This is a genomic window from Lentzea sp. NPDC054927 (assembly GCF_053610285.1).
Genome location: NZ_JBSGXZ010000018.1, coordinates 48,870 through 71,356 on the forward strand (window position 1 = coordinate 48,870; position 22,487 = coordinate 71,356).

At 68.9% G+C, this 22,487-nt stretch carries 26 protein-coding genes and 2 tRNA genes; 14 read left to right on the top strand and 14 right to left on the bottom strand.

The annotated features are described in order from the left end of the window. Positions 1 to 25: 25 nt before the first annotated feature. Positions 26 to 1,093 carry an LCP family protein gene (locus ACWGE0_RS23600; RefSeq protein WP_452263063.1) on the top strand — a complete coding sequence of 356 codons (1,068 nt, stop codon included), beginning with the start codon at positions 26 to 28 and terminating at the stop codon, positions 1,091 to 1,093. Here ACWGE0_RS23600 and ACWGE0_RS23605 read toward each other — a convergent pair. Beyond that, positions 1,090 to 3,273 carry an ATP-binding protein gene (locus ACWGE0_RS23605; RefSeq protein ID WP_452263064.1) on the bottom strand — a complete coding sequence of 728 codons (2,184 nt, stop codon included), beginning with the start codon at positions 3,271 to 3,273 and terminating at the stop codon, positions 1,090 to 1,092. The two genes, ACWGE0_RS23600 and ACWGE0_RS23605, sit on opposite strands and share 4 nt — an antisense overlap. A gap of 237 nt (positions 3,274 to 3,510) precedes the next feature. Here ACWGE0_RS23605 and ACWGE0_RS23610 point away from each other — a divergent pair, with 237 nt between their 5' ends. Continuing rightward, positions 3,511 to 4,287 (top strand): hypothetical protein, encoded by a 777-nt coding sequence (locus ACWGE0_RS23610; protein WP_452263065.1) that lies wholly within the window; start codon positions 3,511 to 3,513, stop codon positions 4,285 to 4,287. A gap of 15 nt (positions 4,288 to 4,302) precedes the next feature. Here the strand turns inward: ACWGE0_RS23610 and ACWGE0_RS23615 are convergent, their stop codons facing one another. Next, positions 4,303 to 4,662, bottom strand: a complete 360-nt coding sequence (locus tag ACWGE0_RS23615) for a hypothetical protein (RefSeq protein WP_452263066.1) — start codon at positions 4,660 to 4,662, stop codon at positions 4,303 to 4,305. A gap of 154 nt (positions 4,663 to 4,816) precedes the next feature. On the opposite strand from ACWGE0_RS23615, the gene ACWGE0_RS23620 reads away from it, so the two are divergent. The 5 genes from ACWGE0_RS23620 (at position 4,817) to ACWGE0_RS23640 (ending at position 8,289) form a co-directional block, all read left to right on the top strand. Next, the gene (locus ACWGE0_RS23620; protein ID WP_452263067.1) at positions 4,817 to 5,692 is read left to right on the top strand and encodes a hypothetical protein; all 876 of its coding nucleotides are present in this window, start codon (positions 4,817 to 4,819) and stop codon (positions 5,690 to 5,692) included. A gap of 78 nt (positions 5,693 to 5,770) precedes the next feature. Beyond that, positions 5,771 to 6,133, top strand: a complete 363-nt coding sequence (locus tag ACWGE0_RS23625; RefSeq protein WP_452263068.1) for a hypothetical protein — start codon at positions 5,771 to 5,773, stop codon at positions 6,131 to 6,133. Between the two features lie 11 nt (positions 6,134 to 6,144). Next, complete coding sequence (locus ACWGE0_RS23630) at positions 6,145 to 6,276, top strand: hypothetical protein (RefSeq protein WP_319970031.1); 132 nt, start codon at positions 6,145 to 6,147, stop codon at positions 6,274 to 6,276. Between the two features lie 4 nt (positions 6,277 to 6,280). Then, positions 6,281 to 6,952 (top strand): response regulator, encoded by a 672-nt coding sequence (locus ACWGE0_RS23635; RefSeq protein ID WP_452263069.1) that lies wholly within the window; start codon positions 6,281 to 6,283, stop codon positions 6,950 to 6,952. Next, the gene (locus ACWGE0_RS23640; RefSeq protein WP_452263070.1) at positions 6,949 to 8,289 is read left to right on the top strand and encodes an ATP-binding protein; all 1,341 of its coding nucleotides are present in this window, start codon (positions 6,949 to 6,951) and stop codon (positions 8,287 to 8,289) included. The genes ACWGE0_RS23635 and ACWGE0_RS23640 overlap by 4 nt, the downstream gene beginning before the upstream one ends. Here the strand turns inward: ACWGE0_RS23640 and ACWGE0_RS23645 are convergent. The 3 genes from ACWGE0_RS23645 to ACWGE0_RS23655 are packed head-to-tail and all read right to left on the bottom strand — an operon-like array spanning position 8,242 to position 10,899. Next, entirely contained in the window at positions 8,242 to 8,865 is a 624-nt protein-coding gene (locus tag ACWGE0_RS23645) for a hypothetical protein (RefSeq protein ID WP_452263071.1), read from the bottom strand. The two genes, ACWGE0_RS23640 and ACWGE0_RS23645, sit on opposite strands and share 48 nt — an antisense overlap. A 16-nt stretch (positions 8,866 to 8,881) precedes the next feature. Further along, positions 8,882 to 9,742, bottom strand: a complete 861-nt coding sequence (locus ACWGE0_RS23650) for an exodeoxyribonuclease III (RefSeq protein ID WP_452263072.1) — start codon at positions 9,740 to 9,742, stop codon at positions 8,882 to 8,884. 23 nt (positions 9,743 to 9,765) lie between these two features. Then, positions 9,766 to 10,899 carry an MFS transporter gene (locus tag ACWGE0_RS23655; RefSeq protein ID WP_452263073.1) on the bottom strand — a complete coding sequence of 378 codons (1,134 nt, stop codon included), beginning with the start codon at positions 10,897 to 10,899 and terminating at the stop codon, positions 9,766 to 9,768. Between the two features lie 53 nt (positions 10,900 to 10,952). Here ACWGE0_RS23655 and ACWGE0_RS23660 point away from each other — a divergent pair, with 53 nt between their 5' ends. Next, positions 10,953 to 11,684: an AraC family transcriptional regulator gene (locus tag ACWGE0_RS23660; RefSeq protein WP_452263074.1), complete on the top strand. Its 732-nt coding sequence runs from the start codon at positions 10,953 to 10,955 to the stop codon at positions 11,682 to 11,684. On the opposite strand, the gene ACWGE0_RS23665 is transcribed toward ACWGE0_RS23660, so the two are convergent. Beyond that, positions 11,681 to 12,382 carry an SDR family NAD(P)-dependent oxidoreductase gene (locus ACWGE0_RS23665; RefSeq protein ID WP_452263075.1) on the bottom strand — a complete coding sequence of 234 codons (702 nt, stop codon included), beginning with the start codon at positions 12,380 to 12,382 and terminating at the stop codon, positions 11,681 to 11,683. The genes ACWGE0_RS23660 and ACWGE0_RS23665 overlap by 4 nt on opposite strands. 109 nt (positions 12,383 to 12,491) lie before the next feature. Here ACWGE0_RS23665 and ACWGE0_RS23670 point away from each other — a divergent pair, with 109 nt between their 5' ends. Beyond that, on the top strand, positions 12,492 to 13,049 hold the full coding sequence (locus ACWGE0_RS23670) for a TetR/AcrR family transcriptional regulator (RefSeq protein ID WP_452263076.1): 558 nt from the start codon (positions 12,492 to 12,494) through the stop codon (positions 13,047 to 13,049). A 109-nt stretch (positions 13,050 to 13,158) separates the two neighbouring features. On the opposite strand, the gene ACWGE0_RS23675 is transcribed toward ACWGE0_RS23670, so the two are convergent. Then, positions 13,159 to 13,233, bottom strand: a tRNA-Ile gene (locus tag ACWGE0_RS23675). Positions 13,234 to 13,337: 104 nt separating this feature from the next. On the opposite strand from ACWGE0_RS23675, the gene ACWGE0_RS23680 reads away from it, so the two are divergent. After that, a complete protein-coding gene (locus tag ACWGE0_RS23680; protein ID WP_452263077.1) occupies positions 13,338 to 13,799 on the top strand; it encodes a GNAT family N-acetyltransferase in 462 nt (153 codons plus the stop codon). On the opposite strand, the gene ACWGE0_RS23685 is transcribed toward ACWGE0_RS23680, so the two are convergent. Next, on the bottom strand, positions 13,754 to 14,611 hold the full coding sequence (locus ACWGE0_RS23685; RefSeq protein ID WP_452263078.1) for an oxygenase MpaB family protein: 858 nt from the start codon (positions 14,609 to 14,611) through the stop codon (positions 13,754 to 13,756). The genes ACWGE0_RS23680 and ACWGE0_RS23685 overlap by 46 nt on opposite strands. Positions 14,612 to 14,678: 67 nt before the next feature. Here ACWGE0_RS23685 and ACWGE0_RS23690 point away from each other — a divergent pair, with 67 nt between their 5' ends. Further along, entirely contained in the window at positions 14,679 to 15,758 is a 1,080-nt protein-coding gene (locus tag ACWGE0_RS23690) for a glycosyltransferase family 4 protein (RefSeq protein ID WP_452263079.1), read from the top strand. A gap of 50 nt (positions 15,759 to 15,808) precedes the next feature. Here the strand turns inward: ACWGE0_RS23690 and ACWGE0_RS23695 are convergent. Then, positions 15,809 to 15,881 (bottom strand) — tRNA-Asn (locus ACWGE0_RS23695). A gap of 143 nt (positions 15,882 to 16,024) precedes the next feature. Here ACWGE0_RS23695 and ACWGE0_RS23700 point away from each other — a divergent pair. Further along, complete coding sequence (locus tag ACWGE0_RS23700) at positions 16,025 to 16,306, top strand: YtxH domain-containing protein (RefSeq protein WP_452263080.1); 282 nt, start codon at positions 16,025 to 16,027, stop codon at positions 16,304 to 16,306. Positions 16,307 to 16,312: 6 nt separating this feature from the next. Here ACWGE0_RS23700 and ACWGE0_RS23705 read toward each other — a convergent pair whose 3' ends face one another. From ACWGE0_RS23705 to dnaG, 3 genes are read right to left on the bottom strand one after another with little or no spacing between them, the layout of a single operon-like run. Further along, the gene (locus ACWGE0_RS23705; RefSeq protein WP_452263081.1) at positions 16,313 to 17,053 is read right to left on the bottom strand and encodes a trans-aconitate 2-methyltransferase; all 741 of its coding nucleotides are present in this window, start codon (positions 17,051 to 17,053) and stop codon (positions 16,313 to 16,315) included. 24 nt (positions 17,054 to 17,077) lie between these two features. Then, positions 17,078 to 17,569 (bottom strand): hypothetical protein, encoded by a 492-nt coding sequence (locus ACWGE0_RS23710; protein WP_452263082.1) that lies wholly within the window; start codon positions 17,567 to 17,569, stop codon positions 17,078 to 17,080. Next, positions 17,569 to 19,458, bottom strand: a complete 1,890-nt coding sequence (dnaG, locus tag ACWGE0_RS23715; RefSeq protein ID WP_452263083.1) for a DNA primase — start codon at positions 19,456 to 19,458, stop codon at positions 17,569 to 17,571. The genes ACWGE0_RS23710 and dnaG overlap by 1 nt, the downstream gene beginning before the upstream one ends. A gap of 26 nt (positions 19,459 to 19,484) precedes the next feature. Here dnaG and ACWGE0_RS23720 point away from each other — a divergent pair, with 26 nt between their 5' ends. Both ACWGE0_RS23720 and ACWGE0_RS23725 read left to right on the top strand, forming a co-directional pair. Further along, on the top strand, positions 19,485 to 20,360 hold the full coding sequence (locus tag ACWGE0_RS23720; RefSeq protein WP_452263161.1) for a sigma-70 family RNA polymerase sigma factor: 876 nt from the start codon (positions 19,485 to 19,487) through the stop codon (positions 20,358 to 20,360). Between the two features lie 96 nt (positions 20,361 to 20,456). Next, positions 20,457 to 21,083, top strand: coding sequence for a dioxygenase family protein (locus ACWGE0_RS23725; protein WP_452263084.1), 627 nt, complete (start codon positions 20,457 to 20,459; stop codon positions 21,081 to 21,083). A gap of 15 nt (positions 21,084 to 21,098) precedes the next feature. Here ACWGE0_RS23725 and ACWGE0_RS23730 read toward each other — a convergent pair whose 3' ends face one another. Both ACWGE0_RS23730 and ACWGE0_RS23735 read right to left on the bottom strand, forming a co-directional pair. Continuing rightward, a complete protein-coding gene (locus ACWGE0_RS23730) occupies positions 21,099 to 21,911 on the bottom strand; it encodes a class I SAM-dependent methyltransferase (RefSeq protein ID WP_452263085.1) in 813 nt (270 codons plus the stop codon). 4 nt (positions 21,912 to 21,915) lie between these two features. Next, positions 21,916 to 22,473 carry a carboxymuconolactone decarboxylase family protein gene (locus ACWGE0_RS23735; RefSeq protein ID WP_452263086.1) on the bottom strand — a complete coding sequence of 186 codons (558 nt, stop codon included), beginning with the start codon at positions 22,471 to 22,473 and terminating at the stop codon, positions 21,916 to 21,918. Positions 22,474 to 22,487: the final 14 nt, after the last annotated feature.

Below are 22,487 nucleotides of genomic sequence, written 5' to 3' on the forward strand. Positions count from 1 at the left end.
GAATAGTTCAGGGGGTGTCCTGTTCATGCAATCACGTGGTGGCTATCACCGCACCGCTCTTCACGTCCTGACGCGCACCGCGTGGGTGAGCCTGTGCGCGGCCGTGCTCGCCGCCTCCGGCATCGCGTGGGCAACTGTGTCCACGATTTCGACCGGCGTCGAGCGGTCGTACGCGATCCCGGACGACGCGCCGCGGTCGACCTCCGGCACCAACATCCTGATCATGGGGCTGACCACCAGGCTGGACCTGCACGGCGAACCGCTGCCGGACGACGTGCTGCGGCGCATGCAGGCGGGTGAGAGCGACCGCGGCGGCTACAACGCGAACACGTTGATGCTGTTGCACATCCCGGCTTCCGGGCCGGCGGTGGCGATGTCCGTGCCGCGTGACGACCTGGTGCCGCTGGCGTCCGGCGGCGAGGGCAAGATCAAGGAGGCCTACGGCCGGGCCAAGGTCGCCGAGGAGGACCGGCTGCGGAAGGCCGGCGCGCACGACCGGCGTGAGCTGGAACGCGCCGGACGCGAGGCCGGGCGCCGCGCACAGGTCGAGACGGTGTCGGCGTTCCTGAACCAGCCGATCGACCACCTCGTGGAGATCTCACTCATCGGGTTCTTCCACATCGCCGAGGGGCTCGGCGGCGTGGACGTGTGCCTGAAGAACGCCACCAAGGACCCGTTGTCCGGTGCGGACTTCCCGGCCGGGCCACAGCACCTCGACGCGGGCCAGGCGCTGTCGTTCGTGCGGCAGCGGCACGGCCTCCCCAACGGCGACCTGGACCGCACCCGGCGCCAGCAGGCGTTCCTGTCCGCCGTGGCGAAGCGGATGAAGGGCACGGATCTGGCGGTGGTGCAGGCGTTGGTCGACATGGCGAAGCAGGACGTCGTGCTGGACGCGCGGTTCGACCTGACCGAGTTCGCCCGCGAGCTGCCTGCCGAGGTGCGGTTCGACACGCTGCCGATCGAGGGCGGCGCCACCATCGGCGGGCACGACGTGAACGAGGTCGACCGGGACAAGGTGCGCGCCAAGGTCACCGAACTGGCCACCGCGCCGCCGCCACCGCCGCCCAATGATGGGATCCCTTGTGTGGACTAATTGCGGCGTTCCGTCACCCAGGTGGCGATCTGCGCGCGTGAGGTGAACCCGAGCTTCTGCAGGATCCGCTCCACGTGCCCCTCGGCGGTCCGGCGCGCGATCACCAGCCGAGCCGCGATGTCCTTGTTCGACGAGCCCTCGGCGATGAGGTCGGCCACCTGCTGCTCGCGCCGTGTCAACGGGGTGGGTGCCGGCGCGACCACCCGCGGCGCGGGGATCAGGTCCTCACCGATGGCGAACGAGATGGCGTCGTCCAGTTCGAGGTCCATGCCCTTGCGGAACACCGCGCGGAACTCCTGCTCGCCCAGCGCGGAGATGGCCGCGACCTCGCATTCGCCGTGCGGGGCGCCGAAGTGCCGCGACCCGAACATGGGATAGCCCACCGACTGCCAGATCTCGTTGGTGGCGCCCAGCAGCGTCGCCGCGCGCACCGCGTTGCCCTGCGAGGCCGCGATCCAGGCCAGCACCTCGATCGCGAGCACGATGCCGAGCAGGTCGTGGAACGTCCGCTTGACCCGCAGGCACTCCCGGCCGAGCTGGTCCGCCCGCGCGAAGTCGCCGCTGACCCACGCGCACAACGCCAGCACGTAGATCGCGTACGCCTGCGCCCACTGTTCGCCGTGCTCCTCGCCGACGGCCTTCGCCTCGACGCAGAGCCGTTCCGCGGCGGCGAAGTCGTGCTGGAACGTCGCCGAGATCGCCAGTTCGATGCCGGCGAGCATGGTGTGGCTGTTGACCGTGCCCTGGCCGCGGTAGAGGTTCATCGCCTCCGCGAACAGGTTGTCCGCCAGGTCGAGGTCGTCGCCGATCAGGTGGGTGCAGGCGAGCCGGTGGGTCGAATAGGCCAGCGCGGGGGCGTCACCCGCCTCGACCGCGTACTCGCGGCACTCCTCCAGCATGCGGGTGGAGGCGGGGATGTCCCCCTGCAGCGTCGCGACGTACCCGTTGACCCACAGGGCCTTCGCGCGCAGCGGGCCCGGCGCCGACTTCGCCACCGAACGGTCCAGCCAGTACCGCCCCTCGCCGAGCATGCCGCAGCCCGCCCAGTAGAACCACAGCGTGCTGGCCAGGTGCACGCAGCGCTCGTCGTCGTGGTCGAAGCAGAAGTCCAGCGCTGACCGCAGGTTCGCGTGTTCCAGGCGGGTCAGCGTGAAGATCTGCGGCTGGGCCGGGCCGAACCACTCCTTCTCGCGCCGCTCGGCCCACTCGATGAAGTGGTCGCGGTGCCGTTCGCGCATCACGTGCTCCCGGCCGGCCGTGCGCAGCTTCTCCAAGCCGTACTGGCGCAACGGCTCCAGCAGCCGGAAGCGCGTGCCGGACGGGTGCTGCTCCGCGACCACGACCGACTTGTCGACCAGGCCCGTGAGCGAGTGCATGACCTCCTCCGGTGCCACGCTGTCACCGGAGCAGACGCGTTCCGCCGCCTCCAGGTCGAACGTGCCGGAGAACACCGACGCCCGCGCCCACAGGATCTGCTCTGACCTCGTGCACAGGTGGAAGCTCCAGTCCACGGCCGCGTGCAACGTCTGGTGGCGCGGGTCGCCGCCGCGTTTGCCGTCCGCCAGCACCCGGTAGGTGTCGTCCAATCTGGACAGAAGGTGGTCGAGCGTCAGCACGCGCAGGCGCACCGCGGCCAGTTCGACGGCCAATGGGATTCCACCCAGCAGAGCACAGATCTCGCTGACCTTGTCGTGGTTCTGCGGGCCGAGGGCGAATCCGGGCTCGACGGCCGCCGCCCGTTCGGCGAACAGCGCCAGCGCGGGGTCCTGCGGCAGCGGGGCCACCTGCCACAGGTGTTCGCCGTCGATGCCGAGGCGTTCGCGGCTCGTCACCAGCACGCGCAGGCCGGGGACACCGCGCAGCAACGCGTCCACGAGGTCCGCGGTGGCCTCGACGACGTGCTCGCAGTTGTCGAGCACCATCAGCGCCTGCCGGTCGCGCAGGTGTTCCACCAGGACGGTGCGGTGCTGGCGGACCGTGTCGTCGTGGACGCCCAGCTGCTCGAGAACCGTGTGCACGACCAGTTCCGGATCGGTGACGCCACCCAGTTCGACGAACCACACCCCGTCGCGGAAAGCCCGGTGGGTCTCGGCGGCGGCTCGCAGCGCCAGCCGCGTCTTCCCGACGCCGCCGACACCCGTAAGAGTGACAAGACGCGACTCGGACAGCAGTCGTCGCACCTCGGCGACATCGTGCCTGCGGCCGACGAAAGTAGTTGTGTCAGCAGGCAAATTGCCCTTGCGACTTGGGGAAAGCGAACCGCCCACAGCGGAACCCTAGGTCTGCTCGATCTCCCGCTGCAACGCGGTCCCCCAGAGGCACCAACGCCAGAACACGGGTAGTTACCCCCTAGGACTCCTGTTGTGACATTGCCAGCCTTGGAACCTGGGAGAAGGCTGCGGGAGGGGACGGGGATCATGGCCGGTGACAGCCTCGGAGTGGACGTGCGGGAGCAGAACGGCGTGCTCGTCATCCGGTTCAGCGGGCGCCTCGACTGGTCCACCTACATGCGCCTGCAGGACGTGCTGCTCGACCACGCCACCAAAGAGCTCGTCGGCGTGGTGGTCGAACTCGACGACCTCATCGCCGAGTCTCCCGCCCTGCTCGTGGTGTTCGACGTCGTGTGGTTGTCCGCGTCGCGCTGGCCGGGCATCTCGCTGAGCCTCGTCGTCAGCGACCACCAGCTGCGGTCGACGCTGGAGTCACGCGGTCTCCCCCGGCACATTCCGATGCACTCCACGACGTCCGCAGCGGTGGCCGCGGTGGTGCGGCTGCGGCACGAGGACCGGGTGGACGCGGCGCTGCCGACGTGCCGCTGCCTCCCGCACGTGGCCGAGCGGCTGACCGAACGCGCCTGCGAACGGTGGGGCGTGCAGTCGCTGCTCGACGTCGCGCCGCAGGTGGCCGTCGAGCTCGTCTCACACGTCGAGGACGAGAGCCCTCTCTCGCTGCTGCTGCGGATGCGCGGCGACAAGATGTCCGTTGCCGTGCGCACGACCGCACGTCTTGACCTCAGGCAGTGGCACATCATGCGGCACAACGTCGCGTCGATCGCCGTCTGCAACTTCGCCATGGGTGAAACACCGGCCGGCGGTGGGCGGCACATCATCTGGGCGTTGTTCGACGTGCCGGAAGACAGCCAGCGGCCCCCGAGCCATCTCCCGGAGGCCGCCGTCTTCACCCACCAGGCTTAACGCTTCCGGGTCGTTCTACTGGGCGTGGCTCGCCGCGAGGCTCGTCCGGCACGCCCTGACGACCTGACGATTCGCCGCCGTGTCAGGCGTTCCAGTACCGCACCCGGGACAGAGAAGGCGCGCCGTCGAGTCGTCGACGACTACCTCGAGAGGCTTGCGGCACGGGCGGCACCACCGATGCCCGGTGACGGGGATGACGTGGTCCGGCGAGGCCACGCACTGGTGCAGCCAGCGACGATGCAGGCCGCAGGTGACGCGGGCGTGGGGGTCGAGACCGAGTTCCTCTGCCAGGTCCTCGGCGCTGAGGACCGCCGTCAAAGTCGAGTCCCCGGCCTCTGAAGAGGTCACCAGCCGCAGGTGCGCGCGTCGCCGCATGAGGTGAATCATGCTCTTCGGGCGCGCCCAGGTATACCCGCAAAAATACCTGTCTAATCGCTTCTTGGGCGGAATTCCATTGGGCGTAGAACCCTCTTCTCAGCCGCCCGTGCGCACCCTACGCTCGAATTCCCACAGCGCAGAGGTATTCCACATGGCTGATCCTGCGTACTTCCCTCCACCGCACTCCGCCCGCATCGGCATGAGCGATGTGGAACAGCTGGAGTCGCAGACCCGTTCCCTCAGGTCGGTCGACTACCAGTACGGCGGAGGCGCGTGCCGGGACGCGGTGGTCGTGCGGATCTACTGGGCGCAGCAGCTGCTGGCGGCCGAAGCGTCCGACGCCGTGCGGGCGCGCCTGCTGTCGGCCGTCGCGGATCTGCACAACCTGGCCGGGTGGACGTCGTTCGACAGCGGGCAGATCGGGGCCGCCTATCACCATTTCGACCGTGCGCTGGATTTCGCACGGCACGACGAGGACCTGACGAGCAACATCGTTTACCGGCGCGGGCGCGTGCATCTGCATCACGGCGCACCTGGTGATGCCCTGGCGTATTTCCAGAGGGGTGCTTTCGGGCCGTTGGCGTCGAGCATCATGCACTCGAACGAGGCGTGGGCGTACGCGCGTCAGGCCCGTTCCGCCGAGGCGCTGAGGGCGATGGGGAAAGCTCAGGACGCGTTCGCGAGCGCGGACCTGACGCACGTGCCGGACTGGGCGCGGTTCCACGACGAGACCGACCTGACCGCGATGATCGGCACCATCTACGCGGAGCTCGGCGACACCCGGCACGCCGTTCCGGCGTTGTCGTCGGCGATCGAGCGGTTCGGGCCGGCGATGGCGCGCAGCTGGACGTTCTGCCTGATCGCGCTGGCGTCATGCCACTTCCTGGACGGTGACACCGATCAGGGCCAGGCCGTCGGGATGCAGGCGGTGGTCGCGGCGGAGGGACTGAGGTCCGAACGGGTGTGGGACCGGATCCGGCCGATGGCGCAGGCGGCGGCGATGCGCGGCATCTCGCTGAGTTCGTGATCTTGCCGGCGTGATCTTTGCAGAACCCGAACATTCGGCGGACCGTGCTCTGACGATGTGCGGGCAACGTTGTGTGCCATGAACATTTCGCGAATCGGTGGGCTCGTGCTGGGGATGCTGCTGCTGGGCGCGGGAACCGCGTCGGCGCAGGAACCGATCACGATCAGCCCCGAGAAGGTGCAGCAGATCTGCTCGAACCGCGTGCCGCGGGTCGAGGCGAAGGTGAAGGCCCTGACGGACAAGATCAACGGCACGGCCGAGACGCTGGGGTCGAAGAAGTGGATCGAGCAGAAGGCCGCTGACGCGCGCAAGGCCGGCAACACGGCGCGCGCGGACGTGCTGGACGCCCGGCTGAAGCTGCGGGACGCGCAGCTGGTGAAGATCTCGAAGGCCGGCGAGCGCATCACCAAGTTCAAGTCCGAGCACTGCGGGTCCAAGTGAGGTGGGCCCAAGTGAGGTGGGTCGCCGCACTGGTTCTGCTGGTGTCGCTGACGGCGTGCCGGGGTGAGACGCCGGTGTCGGACCTCGATGATGTGGAATCAACGCTGAACAGCATCGAGTCGGACATCAACCAGCCGGGGTGAACGCGTGGAACGTGGCCTGGTGCTCGTCGTGGAGGACGAACCGGCGATCGCCGAACTCGTGGCGCTGTATCTGCGGCGCGACGGTTTCGGCGTGCACCTGGAGTCCTCGGGGGACGCGGCACTGGCCGCGGTCCGCGCCCTGTCGCCGGTGGCGGTGGTCCTGGACGTCGGCCTGCCCGGCATGAACGGCATCGAGGTCTGCCGTTCGATGCGCGCGGCCGGCGACTGGACCCCGGTGCTGTTCGTGACGGCCCGCGACGACGAGGTCGATCGCTTGCTGGGCCTCGAACTGGGCGCCGACGACTACATCACCAAGCCCTTCAGCCCACGCGAGCTGGCCCTGCGCGTGCGCACCGTCCTGCGACGCTCTTCTGGTGGTGTGTCAGACGTTCTGCAGGTGGGTTCCGTACGGCTGGACGTCGGCGAACGGCGCGCTTTCGCTGGTGCGGACGAGGTTTCGCTGACCTCGACGGAGTTCGGCCTGCTCGCTCATCTGATGAAGTACCCGCGCCAGGTCTTCTCCCGCGAACAGCTGCTCAGCGCCGTGTGGGGCTATTCGTCGGTGGCCGGCACCCGCACAGTGGACGTGCACGTGGCTCAGCTGCGGGCCAAGTTCGGCCCGTTGAGTCCTATCCGGACAGTGCGCGGCGTCGGCTACTCGGCGGACGCGTCATGAACCTGGCCACCCGGATCGCCTTGCTGTGCCTGGGAGTGGCGTTCGTCGCCGTCCTGGTGGCGGGCTTCGTCTCCAGCCGCCTCGTGCTGTCGACCTCACAGCAGGTGAGCCGCGAGATCCTGCGCTCCCAGGCCGACGTGGTGGCAGGCCAGATCTCCAACAACCGCGTCGAACAGGTTTTGGAAGGCCAGGGCATCGCGATCGTCCGCATCTCCCCTTCCGGCGAACTGTCCGGAGCCGACCGCGCGGCCGTCCGCGCGGCCCGTGAGGTAGGCGCCGGCGAGGTGCTCAACGGCTCTGCGATCTCTCGCGTGAGCGGCCGTCTGAACGTCGAAGCCCGCCAGTCGGGCGCGGGCGGCTTCGCCTTGGTGCAGGAGACCGAAACCAGCAACACCTACCGCAAACTGGTCCGCAACATCCTGTTCGCCCTGGGCATCGGCCTCGCCGTGGCCTGCCTGGCCGGCCTCGCCCTGGGCACCTTCCTGGCCCGCCCACTGCGCCGCGTGGCCTCGGTAGCCCACTCGATGAGCACAGGCCGCCGCGATCTCCGCGTCCCGGTCTCCGGCCCCGAGGAACTGGCCGAGGTGGCAACGTCGGTGAACCTCCTGGCCGATGCCTTGCAGCGCAGCGAATCCCGCCAACGCGACTTCCTGCTCTCCGTCTCCCACGAACTCCGCACCCCTCTGACCGCGGTAACCGGCTTCGCCGAATCCCTGGCCGACGGCGTGGTGACCGGCACGCAAGTAGCCCCGGTGGGCACCGTGATCCTCGACGAAGCCCGCCGCCTCGACCGCCTGGTGACCGACCTGCTGGACCTGGCCCGCCTGGGCGCCGACGACTTCCGCCTGGACATGGCCGCGGTAGCCCTGGAACCCGTCGTGCGCTCAGCCGCCGAGGTGTGGCACGCCCGCTCCCACGCCCGCGGAGTGCACTTCGCCCTGGAGGTGTCCGCCTCCCCGGTGGTGTTCGCCGACGCCCGCCGCCTCCGCCAGGTGATCGACGGCCTGATGGAGAACGCCCTGCGCGTAACACCCGCCGGCCACCCCGTCGTGCTCTCGCTGTCCTCCGTGCTGGAGGTGCGCGACGGCGGCCCCGGCCTGGCGCCGGAGGACTACCCGGTGGCGTTCGACCGAGGCGTGCTGCACGCGCGGTACCAGGAATCGCGACCGGTCGGGACTGGGGTGGGGCTCGCGTTGGTGCACGGGCTGGTGACGCGGATGGGCGGGACGATCAAGGCGGGGCCGGCCCCGGAAGGCGGGGCGGCGTTCACCGTGACGCTGCCACCGCCGTCAGACCTCACCCAGCAGTTGGGAAGGGAACACAACCCGGCTGGATGACGGCAGATCCGCGCCGTCCGGCGAACCCGCGGCCTTGTTCCAGGACTCCAGCACCGCGACGAACAGCTCGTCGATCTGCTTGCCGGTACGGGCGCCGAGCGACCGGCTCGTCTTCCAGTCGACATCGCGCCACTGACCGTCCGACGTCCGGCGCGACGCGTTGGCCAACGGCGCCAGCGCTTCCTGCAACCGGTGCTCGAGCCCTTCGCCGATCGCCTTGGGGCTCAAGGCTTCGAGCACGCCGCCGGCCTCGGGCAGCTGCGGCCACGCCACCACCACGACGTGATGCCAGATCTCGGGCGGGTAGGTGTTGGCCAGGTGGTGGCTCTCCCCGATGGCCAGGTCCTTGAGCCTGCGCTCGGCCTCCAGCGTCTGACCGACGTACAGCAGTCCCCACTGCAACCAGACCCCGTAGACGGCAGGACCGCTCAATCCACCCGCCAGTTCGCGCCCGAGCCGGTGCGCGAACTTGTACCTGTGCTGCCGCCAGGCGAGCGATGTCGCCCTGGTCGCCGCGACGTCGCGCATCGCGTGCCACCAGCGGTCGAAGGCGACGTCGGGAACTCCGGGGTCCATCCGGCCAATCTAGCGATCACTTCGACTGCGGCAGCTTGACCTTCTTCTTCGCCCCCGGCGAAGACGGTGGCGGCACCACGGGCCCGATGTCCCCGTCCGGCGCCTCGTCCAGATCCACGATCACCGGCGCGTGGTCGCTCGGCCCGGTGCCCTTGCGCGCCAGGCGGTCGATCCAGGCCGCCTTCGCCCGCGGCGCGACGGAGGTCGAGGCCAGGATCAGGTCGATCCGCATGCCCAGGTCTCGGTGGAACATGCCGGCGCGGTAGTCCCAGTAGCTGAAGATCCGCTCGTTCGGCCACCGGTCGCGCACGACGTCGTGGAACCCCAACGCTTCGATGGCCTGCAACGCGGCGCGTTCGGGTTCGGTGACGTGGGTCTGGCCGATGTAGGCCTCGGGGTCGAAGACGTCGGCGTCGGTGGGGGCGATGTTGATGTCGCCGCACACCAAGGCGTCCGCGGGGCCGGCTTGCAGGACGTCGCGCAGGGCGGCCAGCCATTCCAGCTTGTACTTGTAGTGGTCGGACTCCGGCTCACGGCCGTTGGGGACGTACAGCGAGTGCACGCGCACTCCGCCGCACGTGGCGGCTACGGCGCGGGCCTCGACGTGCGGGTAGCCGGGGGCGCCGGCCACGCCTACTGCGACGTCGTCCAGGCCCACGCGGGACAGGATGGCCACGCCGTTCCACTGCGTTTCGCCGAACAGCGCGAACTCGTAGCCGCGCTCGCCCAGGGCGTCTCCCAGCAGGGTCGTGAAGGCGTCGTCGGCCAGCTTGGTCTCCTGCAGGCACACGACGTCGGGCTTCCGCTGGTCCAGCCAGGGCAGGAGCCTCGGCACGCGCTGCTTGACTGAGTTCACGTTCCAGGTCGCCACTCGCACGCGTTCAACCGTAGTCACCGCACCTAGAGCGCGCATCGCACTGGTTCGGCCAGACCTCGGGCGGCGACCCAGGCGACCAGCGGCAACACCGGCAGCGCGAGCAGAGCCCACTGCAACGAGGTCACCGAGGCCAGCGCGCCGATCGCGGGTGCGGCCAGCCCGCCGACGCTGACGGCGAGGCCGAGGGTCACGCCGCTGGCCGTGCCCAGCCGGTTCGGCAGGTAGTCCTGGCCGAGCGTCGTGTGCAGGGAGAACGGCACGTACAACGTCAACGCGGTCAGCGCGACGAAGATGTACACAGCTGGTCCCGGCACCAGCGCGATACCTGCGACCGCCGGTATACCGAGCGCATACGACATGCGCACCACGCGGATACGGCCCCAGCGCCCGGCGAGCACGCCGCCGAGCAGCGTGCCGAGAGCGCCGACGCCGAACAGCACGACCAACGCGACCGAACCCGCGATGAAGCCGCCGACCCGTTGCGCCACCCAGATCGCGAGGAACGTGCCCAGGCCGAACGTCACCATCGACCGTGCGATGACCACGACCGTGAGCCGCCCGAACTGACGCCAGTCGTCTTGGCCAACACGCACCGCGGCAGCGTCCACACCCTGTACACCGCGCAACGCAGCAAACGTCAAAGCACCACCCACGAGAGCGGGGATCATCAGCAACGGACTCGCGCCAAGACCGCCGAACGCCAGCACGGGCGTGACGAGCACCGGCCCCAACGCGAACCCCGCGTTGCCGCCCAACGCGAACCAGCTCATCCCCACATGACCGTCACGCGCGACGCGGCGGGCAAGCCGGGCCGCCTCCGGGTGATAGGCGGCCACACCGATGCCGGACAACGCGATCGCGAGCCAGGTGAAGAGGTACGAGTCGCTCAGGCCGCACAACCCGATGCCCACGCCGGCGATCATCATCCCGACCGGGACCAGCCACGGCATGGCCTTCCGATCGGTCAGCACGCCGAACAACGGCTGCAACACCGACGACAGCAACGTCGCGGCGACCGTGATGCCGGCCGCCGCGAGGTAGCTGTAGGACCGTTCGACCACGAGGAACGGCACGACAGCGGGCACGGCTCCCTGGTAGAGGTCGTCCACCGCGTGCCCGGCGACCAGCACCGTCATCCGCCATCGAGAAGTGTTCACGCACCGATCGTCGCGGCCCCAGAGCGTTCGCGATTCCGATATTCTGCCGATGTATGTCGAATTCTCGCCACCAGCCGACTGCTCCGACTGCGAGCCGTGAACTGGCGGCCGCCGCCGGTGTCACCGCGCACTGGCACGACGAGAACCAGATCGTCTACGCCAGCCGCGGTGTCGTGGCCGTGCACACGGAAACGTCGCGCTGGATCGCACCCGCCCACCGTGCGCTGTGGATCCCCTCCGGCACTGTGCACGCACATCGCGCGTATGGCGTCACACAGCTGCATTTCCTCGGACTCACCCAGAACCCGTTGAAGCTGCACGAGCCAACGGCGCTGACGGTGTCCCCTCTGCTGCGCGAACTGCTGATCACCTACACCGGCATGACCGACCGAGAAACCCCTGCAGCGAAACGAATGCGCTCCGTGCTGCTCGACCAGATCGCCACCGCGTCCGAACAACCGGTGCGCGTGCCGGCCGCCACGGACCCGCGGCTCACCAAGGTCTGCGCGATGCTCGAGACCGACCCCTCGGACACCCGCGGTCTCGAAGCACTGGGGCGCGCGGCGGGCGCGAGCGGCCGGACGCTGACCCGGCTGTTCCGCGAGGACCTCGGCATGACGTTCCCCCAGTGGCGCACGCAACTGCGCCTCTACCACGCACTGCGCCTGCTGGCCGAGGGTCAGCCGGTCACCACCGTGGCCCAGCAGTGCGGGTTCGCCACCGCGAGCGCGTTCATCGACGTCTTCCGCCGCTCGCTCGGCCACACCCCCGGTTCGTACCTCTAGAGGACGTTGAACACCTCCTCCGCACGGTCCCGCTTCACGAACATCTGCCACGCGGTCTCAGCGATCTCGTCCGGGTCGAGCGTGTGCTCGGCCAGACTCCCGAACTGCTCCGGCCTGCTCGCCACCAGCTGGTGGATGTCGCCGCGTTCGACGACACCGCCGATCGTGAGCGTCCCCGCGTATACGCCCTTGTCGGCAAGCGCCGCGTTGAGCGTCAACGCGTAGTTGCGCAACGCGGCCGACGAAAGCGCCAACGCACCGAGCACCGGCATGGGCAGCACCGAACTCAAGCCACCGGCGATCAGCACGCCGCCGCCCCGTTCGACCACGCCCGGCAGCACGTGCTCGACGACGTCGACCGCGGGGTAGACCCAGTCCATCGCGGAGCGCACCTCGTCGGACGTGGTCTTCGTGAGCTCGCCGGGCATCTCGTCCAGGTTCGCCGATCCCGGCCCGTAGTAGACGACGTCGACCGGCCCGACCTCGTCCAAAGTGGACAGCAGCCGCGCCCGGTCCGTGAGATCGACAGCGAAGGCCCTCGCCGTCACACCCGCTGCCGCCAACTCGGACAGGTACCCGGCCTGCCGGTCACGACTGCGCGAAACCAGCACGACCTCATAGCCCTCGCGACCGAACCGGTGCGCGACGGACATGCCGAGCCCGGGACCAACACCCAGCACAAGTGCCTTGGGAGACATGACTTTCGTCCTTCCGAGCGCTAATTCGAGGCAGCCCTCGACTTGCCCGGCCGACGCTACCACAGAATTCGAGGGCACCCTCGACTTAACCGCTGAGTAGGATCCGCACATGGTCACCGCGTCGAGGCCCCTGCGTGCGGACGCGGCACGCAACCGGCAGAAGCTGCTGGCAGCGGCCGCGGAACTGTTCGCGGACCGCGGCATCGACGTGCCGATGGAACACATCGCCCGCAAGGCCGAGGTCAGCATCGGCACGCTCTACAAGCACTTCCCGACCCGCGAGGACCTGGTGTCGGCGATCTTCCCCGAACGCCTCGCCGCCCTGGACGTGATCGGCGAGAAGGCCATGGCCGACCCGGACCCGTGGCACGGCTTCGTCACCTACCTGGACGACCTCTACGCCCTGCAAGCCGAGGACCGCGGCCTCAACGACGTCCTCGCGAGGGACCTGCCGAACGCCCCGGAAGTGGTCTCCGCCTGCCACCGCGGCGCCGGCCACGCGGAAACCCTGATCATGCGGGCCATCACGGCAGGAGACCTGCGGCCGGACTTTTCGATCACGGACATGGCCACGCTGACCAGGGCGATGGCCCAGGTGATCAGGGACGTGCCCGGCGAGTGGCGCCGCTTCCTGTCCATCTACGTGGAAGGCCTGCGCGCGCCCTAGCCTCGTACCGGCGAACAAGATCAGGCTGCGGGGTCTGCGGGGTCGCCCCCGCAACATGACGACAACCGAACCGGCGAGCGCTTGCGCGAGCAGGTTCAGCCTGAGGTTGTGGGGCAGGTCGGATTCGAACCGACAACCTGACAGATTATGAGTCTGCTGCTCTGACCGGTTGAGCTACTGCCCCCTCGCAGCCGCAGGCCAAGCCGCTAACGCTGCGTGGTGGAGGATACCGATCACGCCGAACGGCCCTTGCGCGCCCCCGTGGCGAGCGACACATAGGCTGCACGGGTGCGTTTGACCCTCCGCGACTTCACCCCGGCGGACGAGCCCGAGGTGCTGCGGCTGTTCGCCGACTGCGACGACTGGTTCCAGGCTGCCACGGGGCATCCGTCCGGGCCCGGTGACGTGCAGAGCCTCTTCTACGCGTTGCCGGAGGGCGTGGCGTTCGAGCAGAAGCACCTGCTGATCGCCCAGGCCCAGGGCATGATCGGGTTCGTCGACCTCGTGCTGGACCATCCGGCGCCTGGCCATGCCAGCATCGGGTTCTTCCTCGTGCCGAGGGATCTTCGCAGGTGGGGCATCGGCAGCGAGATGGCCAAGGCCCTCGCCGAGCGTTTCCCGGCGGTCACGCACGTGCACGCCAGGCTCGACGACTTCAAGCCCGGCAACGAGTTCCTCAAGGCGATGGGCTTCACGCTCAACGATCAGGGCGCAGTGCTGGAGATCGCTCCCAGGTCCGACGGCCGGTAGCCGCGCGGGTAGCCCGGATAGGTGCGGTTGCGGGCGTTGGTCAGCTTCTGGACCTTGCGCACCGGCATGCGCCGCACGACCAGAGCGCGCACACGCAACGCGACACGTCCCAACGTCCCGACCCAGGCCGGCGGGGCGGTGAAACCGAACGCGCGCACCATCAGCGGGTCCAGCATCGCGACCACAGCGCGTGAGACCACAGGGCGCGCGACCGACGGATACCAGGAGCAGAACAGGTCGAGCGTGTACTGCCCGATGCGCCGGTTCGACTCGGCGAACACGAAATGCGTCTGTTCGTAGGCCTGCTTGAAGGCCAGGAACTCGTCGAAGCCGGCCGGCACGTCCCGAATCCCCATCCGGGCACCGACCGCGCGGTAGAAGTGGAAGGAAGCCAGCTGCTCGTTGCGGGTCAGCGGCCGCCAGCCGTACCGCGAAAGCCACTCGATCGGGTCGTAGATGAACGTCGACAGCACGTAGAGCATGTCGTCGTTGGAGATGTCGTAACGGCCGTGCTGCCGGTTGACCACGCGCAACGCCTCACGTCCGCGCGGTGAGTCGTAGCCGTGCTCCACGAGCTCGGCCATCAGGACCGCGGTGTCGTCGTAGCGTTTCTGCGGGCGGCGTTCGAACTCGCCGGTGCGTTCCAGCAGGCCCGAGATCGTCGGGACGCAGTACGTGCGGAACAGCGCCATCTCCAACGACTTCTGGTAGTCCCACGGGAACTCGAAGCCGGCCGAGATCCGCATGATCTCCTCGTGGTCGGCGACCGGATCCAGCGACGAGATGCGGCGGAGGTTCGCGAAGCGGGCCATCCACCCAAGCTGACCCACCCGAGGGCGATCCGGAAGGCCCCAGTCGGATGACGTGGTTCGATGGCCCGTGCGCATCACCTTCGTCCTGCCGACCTTCGCACGCAAGCCGATCGGCGGTGTCCGGGTCGTCTACGAGTACGCGAACAGGCTGGCAGCACTGGGATGTGAGGTCACCGTCGTGCACGAGCGGTGGCGGCAGGGCTGGGCCCAACCGGTCGTGCACGTCCGCGAAGCGTTGAGAGACATCTGGAACAACCTGAGCCCGAACCGACTCCGCACTGCCATGAAGTGGTTCCCGGTGGACGACAGGGTCCGGCTGGCGATCTTGCCCGTGCTTGAGGCGCGCCGGCTGCCTCCGGGTGACGTCGTGGTCGCCACGCATTGGACGACCGCGCGGCTGCTCCCCCAGCTGTCGCCCGGCCAGGGCAGGCCCGTCCACCTCGTCCAGGGATACGAGGTGTGGGACGGCACCGACGAGGTCCACGCCGTGCTGAAGCTGGACGTGCCCAAGATCGTCGTCTCGTCGTACCTGGCCGGGGTGCTGAAAAGTCTCGGTGTCGACGAGGAGCGGATCACGGTCGTGCCGAACGGCCTGGACCTCGGCACGTTCCGGCCACCGGACATCGAACGCCCGCGTGGCCGCACAGTGGCTCTGTTGGCCGATCGTCATCCCGTGAAGGGCCTGAAAACGGGCGTGGCGGCGCTGACCGCAGCCCGGCGCGTCCTGCCCGACCTCACGGTGCACGCGTTCGGCGTCGGCGAGCGTCCTGACGACCTGCCGGAGTGGATGACCTACCACCAGGGGCTGAGCGGCAACTCGCTGGTGGAGCAGGTTTATCACCGCAGCGCGGTCTACCTGTGCAGCTCCACGACAGAGGGGTGGGGCTTCCCCGCCGCCGAGGCGATGGCCTGCGGGAGTGCGGTGGTCAGCACCCGCAACGGCGGCGTCGAGGACTTCTGCGTCCACGCCGAGACCGCGCTGCTCGCCGACGTGGACGACAGTGCGGGGCTGGCGGAGGCCGTCGTGAAGATGCTGGAGGACGAGGCTTTCCGGGCGAAGTGCGTCCAGGCCGGCTTCCGCGCGGTGTCCCGGATGGACTGGGACACCTCCGCGAAGTCCTTCCACAACGCAATGCGAAGGGCCTGAAACGAAGTGAGGCCCCATCCGCACCGGATGGGGCCTCACCTGCTGTTAAGCTCCCCCAACTGGACTCGAACCAGTAACCCTGCGATTAACAGTCGCATGCTCTGCCAATTGAGCTATGGGGGAATGTTCTGTTGTGTCTTGCCTGTCAGGCTTGGTTCCTCCTGACAGTGGGTAACTCTACATGGTCCGCAAAACGAGTTCATCAACCACCCCCCACTTTGCGGCAAGATGGGGCCTGACCAGGCACGACGTGAGAGGAGACCCGCATGAAGGGCATCTTGGTGGGTGCGGCGATCGGCTACGTGCTCGGCGCGAAGGCCGGACGTGAGCGCTACGACCAGATCGTGCGTCTGTGGCACCGCTTCACCGCCAACCCCACGGTGCGCAAGACCGCGAGCCAGGCGAAGGACAAGGCGTTCGAGGCGGCTCACCAGGCGAAAGACCTGGCCGCGGACGCTGCGGAAAAGGCGGCGGAGAAGGCTCCGTGGCGGCACCAGGAAGAGTCCAACGGCCGCAGCGTCACCCCTCCGGCCACGCCCAGGGCGTGACGATCTTCACACCTGAGCGACCGCGAAGATCCGCCTGAACGGGAACCAAGTGGTGCCGTCGGCGCGCTCGGGGTACGCCTCGCGCAGCCGCGGCGCCAGTTCCGCGACGTAGGCATCCCAGTCCGATGAGGACAGTGCGGCTCGCACCGGCCGCAAAGCCGTGCCGCTCACCCATTCGAGCACCGGATCGGCGCCGGACAGCCGCTGCACGTAGGTGGTCTCCCAGACGTCCACAGAGGAGCAGTCCGCCAGCAGTTCGGCGTACTCCACCGGCGCCAGCACCGGCTTCTCCGCCCGGAAGACGTGTGCCAGCCCCGAACCCGCCACCTCGCGGATCAGCCGGTGCGAGGCGTCGGCGTAGTTGCCGGGCACCTGGAACGCCAGCCACGCCCCGGAAGGCAGTGCGGACGCCCACTTCTCCACGATCGAGGGATGTGACGGAACCCACTGCAGGACCGCGTTGGACACCACGACATCGGTGTCCGGCAACGGTTCCCAGGTCATCACGTCGTCCACGCGCGCATCCACACCAGCGGCGCGAGCGGCCTCGACCATCTCCGAAGACGAGTCGAAGGCCTCGATGACCGCGGACGGCCACCGCGACGACAGCGACGCGGTCAGATTGCCGGGCCCGCAGCCCACGTCCACCACGCGCCGAGGCTCCGAAGCCCCCACGCGCGCCACAAGCTCGTAGAACGGCCGCGCCCGGTGATCGGCGAAGGCCAAGTACTGCGCCGGATCCCACATACGGCTAACAGTACACGCGTACTGCTAGCCCGCAAGCTTCGCGGCGAGCCCGGAAACCGCCTCGCGCACGGCGGCGAGGTCGACCCCCGCGTCCCCGCGGGCCTGCCACACGACGCCGTCGCGGCCGGGAATCTTGCGCTGGACGATCCACACGCCGGGCGACTCGACGCGCTCGCGGTGCCGGATCGAGCCCTCCACGCGCTGGCTGATCGCCCGCAGCACCTTGCCGGGATCGTCGACCGCGAACCGTTGCGCGGGAAGGTCTTCCAGCAGCACGACGGGTCCCTCGGTCGACGCCTCCTGGGCCTCGACCACCCGCAGCGCGCCTTCCCACTTCACCTTGCTGATCAGGTGCCAGCCGATCCTGCGCGGCCCGGGCACCCACAGCCCGAGCGACGTCACGACCAGATGACCGCCTTCCACCGCGGTGAACGCGATGACGGTCTCTTCCGGCTCCAACGTGCCGGTGAACCCGTCCGGCGCCCCAGAACCGAACAACCGCTTGAACAACCCCACTACAGCACTCCCGCGCTCTGCTGCAGGAGCGCCTTGCGGTACTCCTCCAGCGCGACGAGGTCGCCCCACAGCGACCGGTACTCGTCGGCGTCCTTGATCGGGGACAGCCGCCGCAGCCGCGACTTCACGTCCTCGACCTGCTTGCCGACCTGCACCTCCTGCAACCGCGCGATCACCATCGACACGTAGCGGAACTCGTCGTTCTGCTTGACGGTCAACGGTTCCACGGCGAGTTCGGTCAGCACGGACCGCACCGACGCGTGAGAGCACGCCTGCGAGATCGCGTCCAGGTACGCCGTGCCCGCGAGCCCGGAGGAAGCGCCACCGGCCTGGCGGATCGCCTGGTGCAGCGCCACGTACGCAGGTTCGGTGAAGGCCTCGTCCGGCAACGAGTCGTACAGCGGTCCCGCGTACTCGGGCAGCCGCAGCGCGACCTTGAGCACCTCGCGCTGGTGCACGAGCCTCGGGTCGCGCGGGTTCGGCCGGGCCGGTCCGTCGACCTCCACGCCGAGCGCCATCTGGTTCGGGTCGACGCGCTGAGGGGCCGCGGCCGGCGTCTTGCCGCCGGAGACCTGACGGACCCGGCGCACGACCATCGCCTCGTCGTCCCAGCCGACCCACCACGCCAGCCGCGTCGCGTACCCGTCCCGCTTGGCGCGGTCCTTGATCTGTGCGACGAACGGCACCATCTTCTTGAGCGCCTCTACGCGCCCGTCCACGGAGTCGAGGTCGTACGCCCGCAGCTGCGCCTTGATCGCGAACTCGATCAACGGCGTGCGCCGCGCCACCAGGTCGCGCACCGCGACGTCGCCCTTGGCCTGCCGCAGCTCGCACGGGTCCATGCCGTCCGGCGCCACCGCGATGTAGGTCTGCGCGGAGAACTGCTGCTCCCCCTCGAACGCCTTCAGCGCGGCCTTCTGGCCCGCCTCGTCGCCGTCGAAGGTGAAGATGACCTCGCCGTTCACGTCGTCGTCGATCAGCAGCCTGCGCAGCACGTTCATGTGGTCCGTGCCGAACGCCGTGCCGCACGACGCGACCGCCGTCGGCACGCCGGCCATGTGCATCGCCATCACGTCGGTGTAGCCCTCGACGATGACCGCCTGCTTGCGCTTCGCGATCTCCCGCTTGGCCTGGTCGAGGCCGAACAGCACCTGCGACTTCTTGTAGATCATCGACTCGCTGGTGTTGAGGTACTTCGCCTGGATCGGGTCGTCGTCGAAGATCCGCCGCGCACCGAACCCGACGGTCTCGCCGCCGATGTCCTTGATCGGCCACAGCAACCGCCGGTGGAACCGGTCGATCGGTCCCTGGCGGCCCTCCTTGGCGAGCTGCGACTTGATCAGCTCGGTGAGCTCGAAACCACGTCCCAGCAGGTGTTTGGTGAGCTTGTCCCAGCCGCCGGGCGCGAAACCGCAGCCGAACTGCCGTGCCGCCGCCTCGTCGAACCCGCGCTCGGCCAGGAACTCCCGCGCCGCCTGCGCCTCCGGCGTCGCGAGCTGCTCCGCGTAGTACTCCGCGGCCGCCTTGTGCGCCTCGATGAGCCTGCTGCGGGTGCCTCGATCGCGCTGGATCGTGACGCCGCCGCCCTCGTAGGTGAGCTGGATGCCCGCCCGGTCCGCGAGCCGCTCGACGGCTTCCACGAACGACAGGTGCTCGACCTTCATCACGAAGGCGATCACGTCGCCGCCCTCGCCGCAGCCGAAGCAGTGGAACGTGCCGTGCGACGGGCGGACGTTGAACGACGGCGTCTTCTCGTCGTGGAACGGGCACAAGCCCTTGAGCGCGCCCCCGCCGGCCCTCTTCAGCGAAACCTGGTCGCCGACGACCTCATCGATCTGGCTGCGCTCCCGCACCAACGCGATGTCGCTCTCCCTGATGCGTCCTGCCACGTCCCCGAGTCTAATCCCCTGGCAAACTGCCAACCGTGACCGCGGCCGACGACTTCGCACTTCATCGCACCCACCTCATGGGCGTCGCGTACCGGCTGACCGGCAGCGTCGCCGACGCCGAGGACGCCGTGCAGGAGGCGTGGCTGCGCTTCTCGGCGGCCGAGGGCATCCGCGACGTGCGCGGCTGGCTCACGACCGTGGTGAGCCGCATCTGCCTCGACCGGCTGCGATCGGCGGCCGTGCGCAGGGAGACCTACGTGGGTTCCTGGCTGCCGGAACCGCTGCTGACGACCGGCGAGGCCGACGACCCGCTCGCGTCCGTCGTGCAGGCGGACGGCGTGCGCATGGCCGCGCTCGTGGTGCTGGACCGGCTCACCCCGGAGCAACGCGTCGCGTTCGTGTTGCACGACGCGTTCTCGTTGCCGTTCAACGAGATCGCGGACTCCCTCGGGGTCTCGGAGGCCTCCGCGCGCCAGCACGCCTCCCGCGCCCGCAAGGCCGTCGCGGACGCCGACCCACCGCCCCGCGCGGCACTGGCCGAGCAGCAGGAGGTGCTGGAGAAGTTCCTCCAGGCCATGGCCGGCGGCGACATCGAGGCCGTGCTGAGCCTCCTGCACCCGGACGCGGTGATGATCGGCGACGGCGGCGGCAAGGTGCGCACCGCGGTCAACACGGTCTCCGGCGCGGACAAGGTCGCCCGGTTCTTCCTCGGGCTGCTGCGCAAGTACGGCTACCCGGAGCACCGGCCGGTGTTCGTCAACGGCGAGCTCGGCGTGGTCATGGCGGCGCAGGGCGAGGTGGCGGCGCGCGTCACCACGTTCACCGTGCACGACGGCAAGGTCGCCGCGATCTACGACATCGCGAATCCCGACAAGCTCGGTCACGTGGACTTTTTGGTCTAGACCGTAACTGGTCCCGGGATCGTTTCGACGCTAACGTTTTCGCCGCTGGTCCAGCCCAAGCCCCCTGCCGCGGGTTGCAACCACCGGAGTTCGAACATGCCCGAACAAGACCTGCCCACCCGCCGGGCGTTCCTGGCGACCGGTGCGGCCGCTGCGGTCGCGCTGACCGCCGCGGGTACCACCACCGCTCGAAGCGCCCCTCTCCCCCTGACCCCGACCTGCGTCGATGACGACGACACCCCGTCGAACATCGAAGGTCCCTACTTCAAGCGGAACTCCCCGCGACGCACGAACCTGCGCACGCCCGGCGTCACCGGCGTCGTGTTGAGCATCACCGGGTTCGTGTACACGATGAAGTGCGCGCCCATCCCCAACGCACTGCTGGACTTCTGGCAGGCCGACGACCGGGGCGTGTACGACAACACCACGTTCAAGATGCGTGGACACCAGTTCACGAACGCGTCCGGTGCCTATGTGCTGGAAACGATCGTGCCGAAGGATTATCCGGGCCGCACCCCGCACATCCACGTCAAGGTGCAGGCGCGGAACGGCCGGATCCTCACCACGCAGCTGTTCTTCCCGGACAACCTCAGGGCGTACGGGATGAACGTGGCCGCGCTGAACCGGCGCGACGCCTACCTCGACCGCGAGTGCGAGGTCGAGCTGGGCCCACTCGTCGGCAACCGCTACACCGCCAAGTTCGACTTCGTCATCGAGAGCTGATCACCAACCCGAAGATCACCAACGCAGTCGCAGCACCTTCCCGACGTCGCGGAGCTTCGGGATCGCGCTGACGACCTTCATCTGGATCCTGCCGGACCTGGGCAACGCGTCCAGGTGCGGCAGGTCCACGCTGCGCCAAGCGTCCACAGTGGTCAGTCCGGGGTGCAGTGCCTCGATCTCGCGCGGGTCGTCGACGCCCCAGTGCAACGTCGCCCCGGCGTTGCGCACGGCGGGAACGAGCTTCTGCAGCTTGATCCCCCACGAGCCGTAGACGTCGAACAGCAGCTCACCGCTGGCGAACCGGCTGGTGATCCGGCTGATCAGCGCGTGCCCCTCCGCCTGGGTGAGGTACATCGAGAGGCCCTCGAACACGGCCACCGCGGGGCGGTCGGCGGGCACCTCGTCGAGCCACGCGTCCTCGGTGACCGACGACGCGACGAGCCGGTAGTCGCCGGCCGGTTCGGGCAACAGCTTGTGCCGCAACGCGACGACGTCCGGCATGTCGACGTCGATCCACCGCACGGTGTCCGGCCGTTCGATGCGGTGCGCGCGCGTGTCCAGCCCACAGGCAAGGTGCAGCACCGTGCAGGACGGGTTGCGCCGCAGGAAGTCGCGGGTCCAGTCGTCGAGCGTCTTCGCGCGGATGGCGACACCGACCGCGGTCGTCGTGGTCATCCCGGTCTTGCTGAAGTCGTAGTCGATGCGGTCGACCGCACGCCGTGCCTCGTCGTCGTGCAGCACGGAGGTGGCCCGCCCGCTGTCCAGCGCCCGGCCGTACAGCGTGGCGAGCATGGTCTCCTGTGCACCCGTCAGGGTGATCTTCTCCACCCGTCTAGTTTGTCGGAACGCGGCAGGCTTCGCCGCTGGTGAACCCCTGGTCCTTGATTTCGAACGCGCTGTTGAACCGGGCGCGCTGGTTCTCCAGTGCGATCTGGTAGGTCAGCGCGATCAGTTCCTTGCGTCCCAGCAGCTTTTCCAGCTCCGCGACCTGCTCGTCCGTGACGCTGACGGGCGTGTCGGTCATCGCGTCCGCGTAGGCGAGCGCCTTGCGTTCGAGGTCGGTGAACAGCTCGGACGTCGCGTACTCGTCGATGTGCTTGAGCCGTTCGACGTCCAGGCCGCCGTGCTTCATCAGCATCGCGCCGAAGTCCACGCACCACGAGCAGCCGAGCTTCACGGCCGTCCGGTAGACGCAGAGCTCGAACAACGGGCCGTGGATCGCCTTCTTGACCGCCAGCTCGTGCCGGCCGCTCGCGATCAGCAGCTTCGGGTGGTGCGCCATGACCGTGACCGGCTCCGGCACCGCGCCGAACTCACGCCGCGCGAACCAGTACAGGGCCTTGGTGAGCAGGCCCGCGTCCTTCTTGGTGACTCCCTTGATCCTCGTCATGCACTCTGGACGAG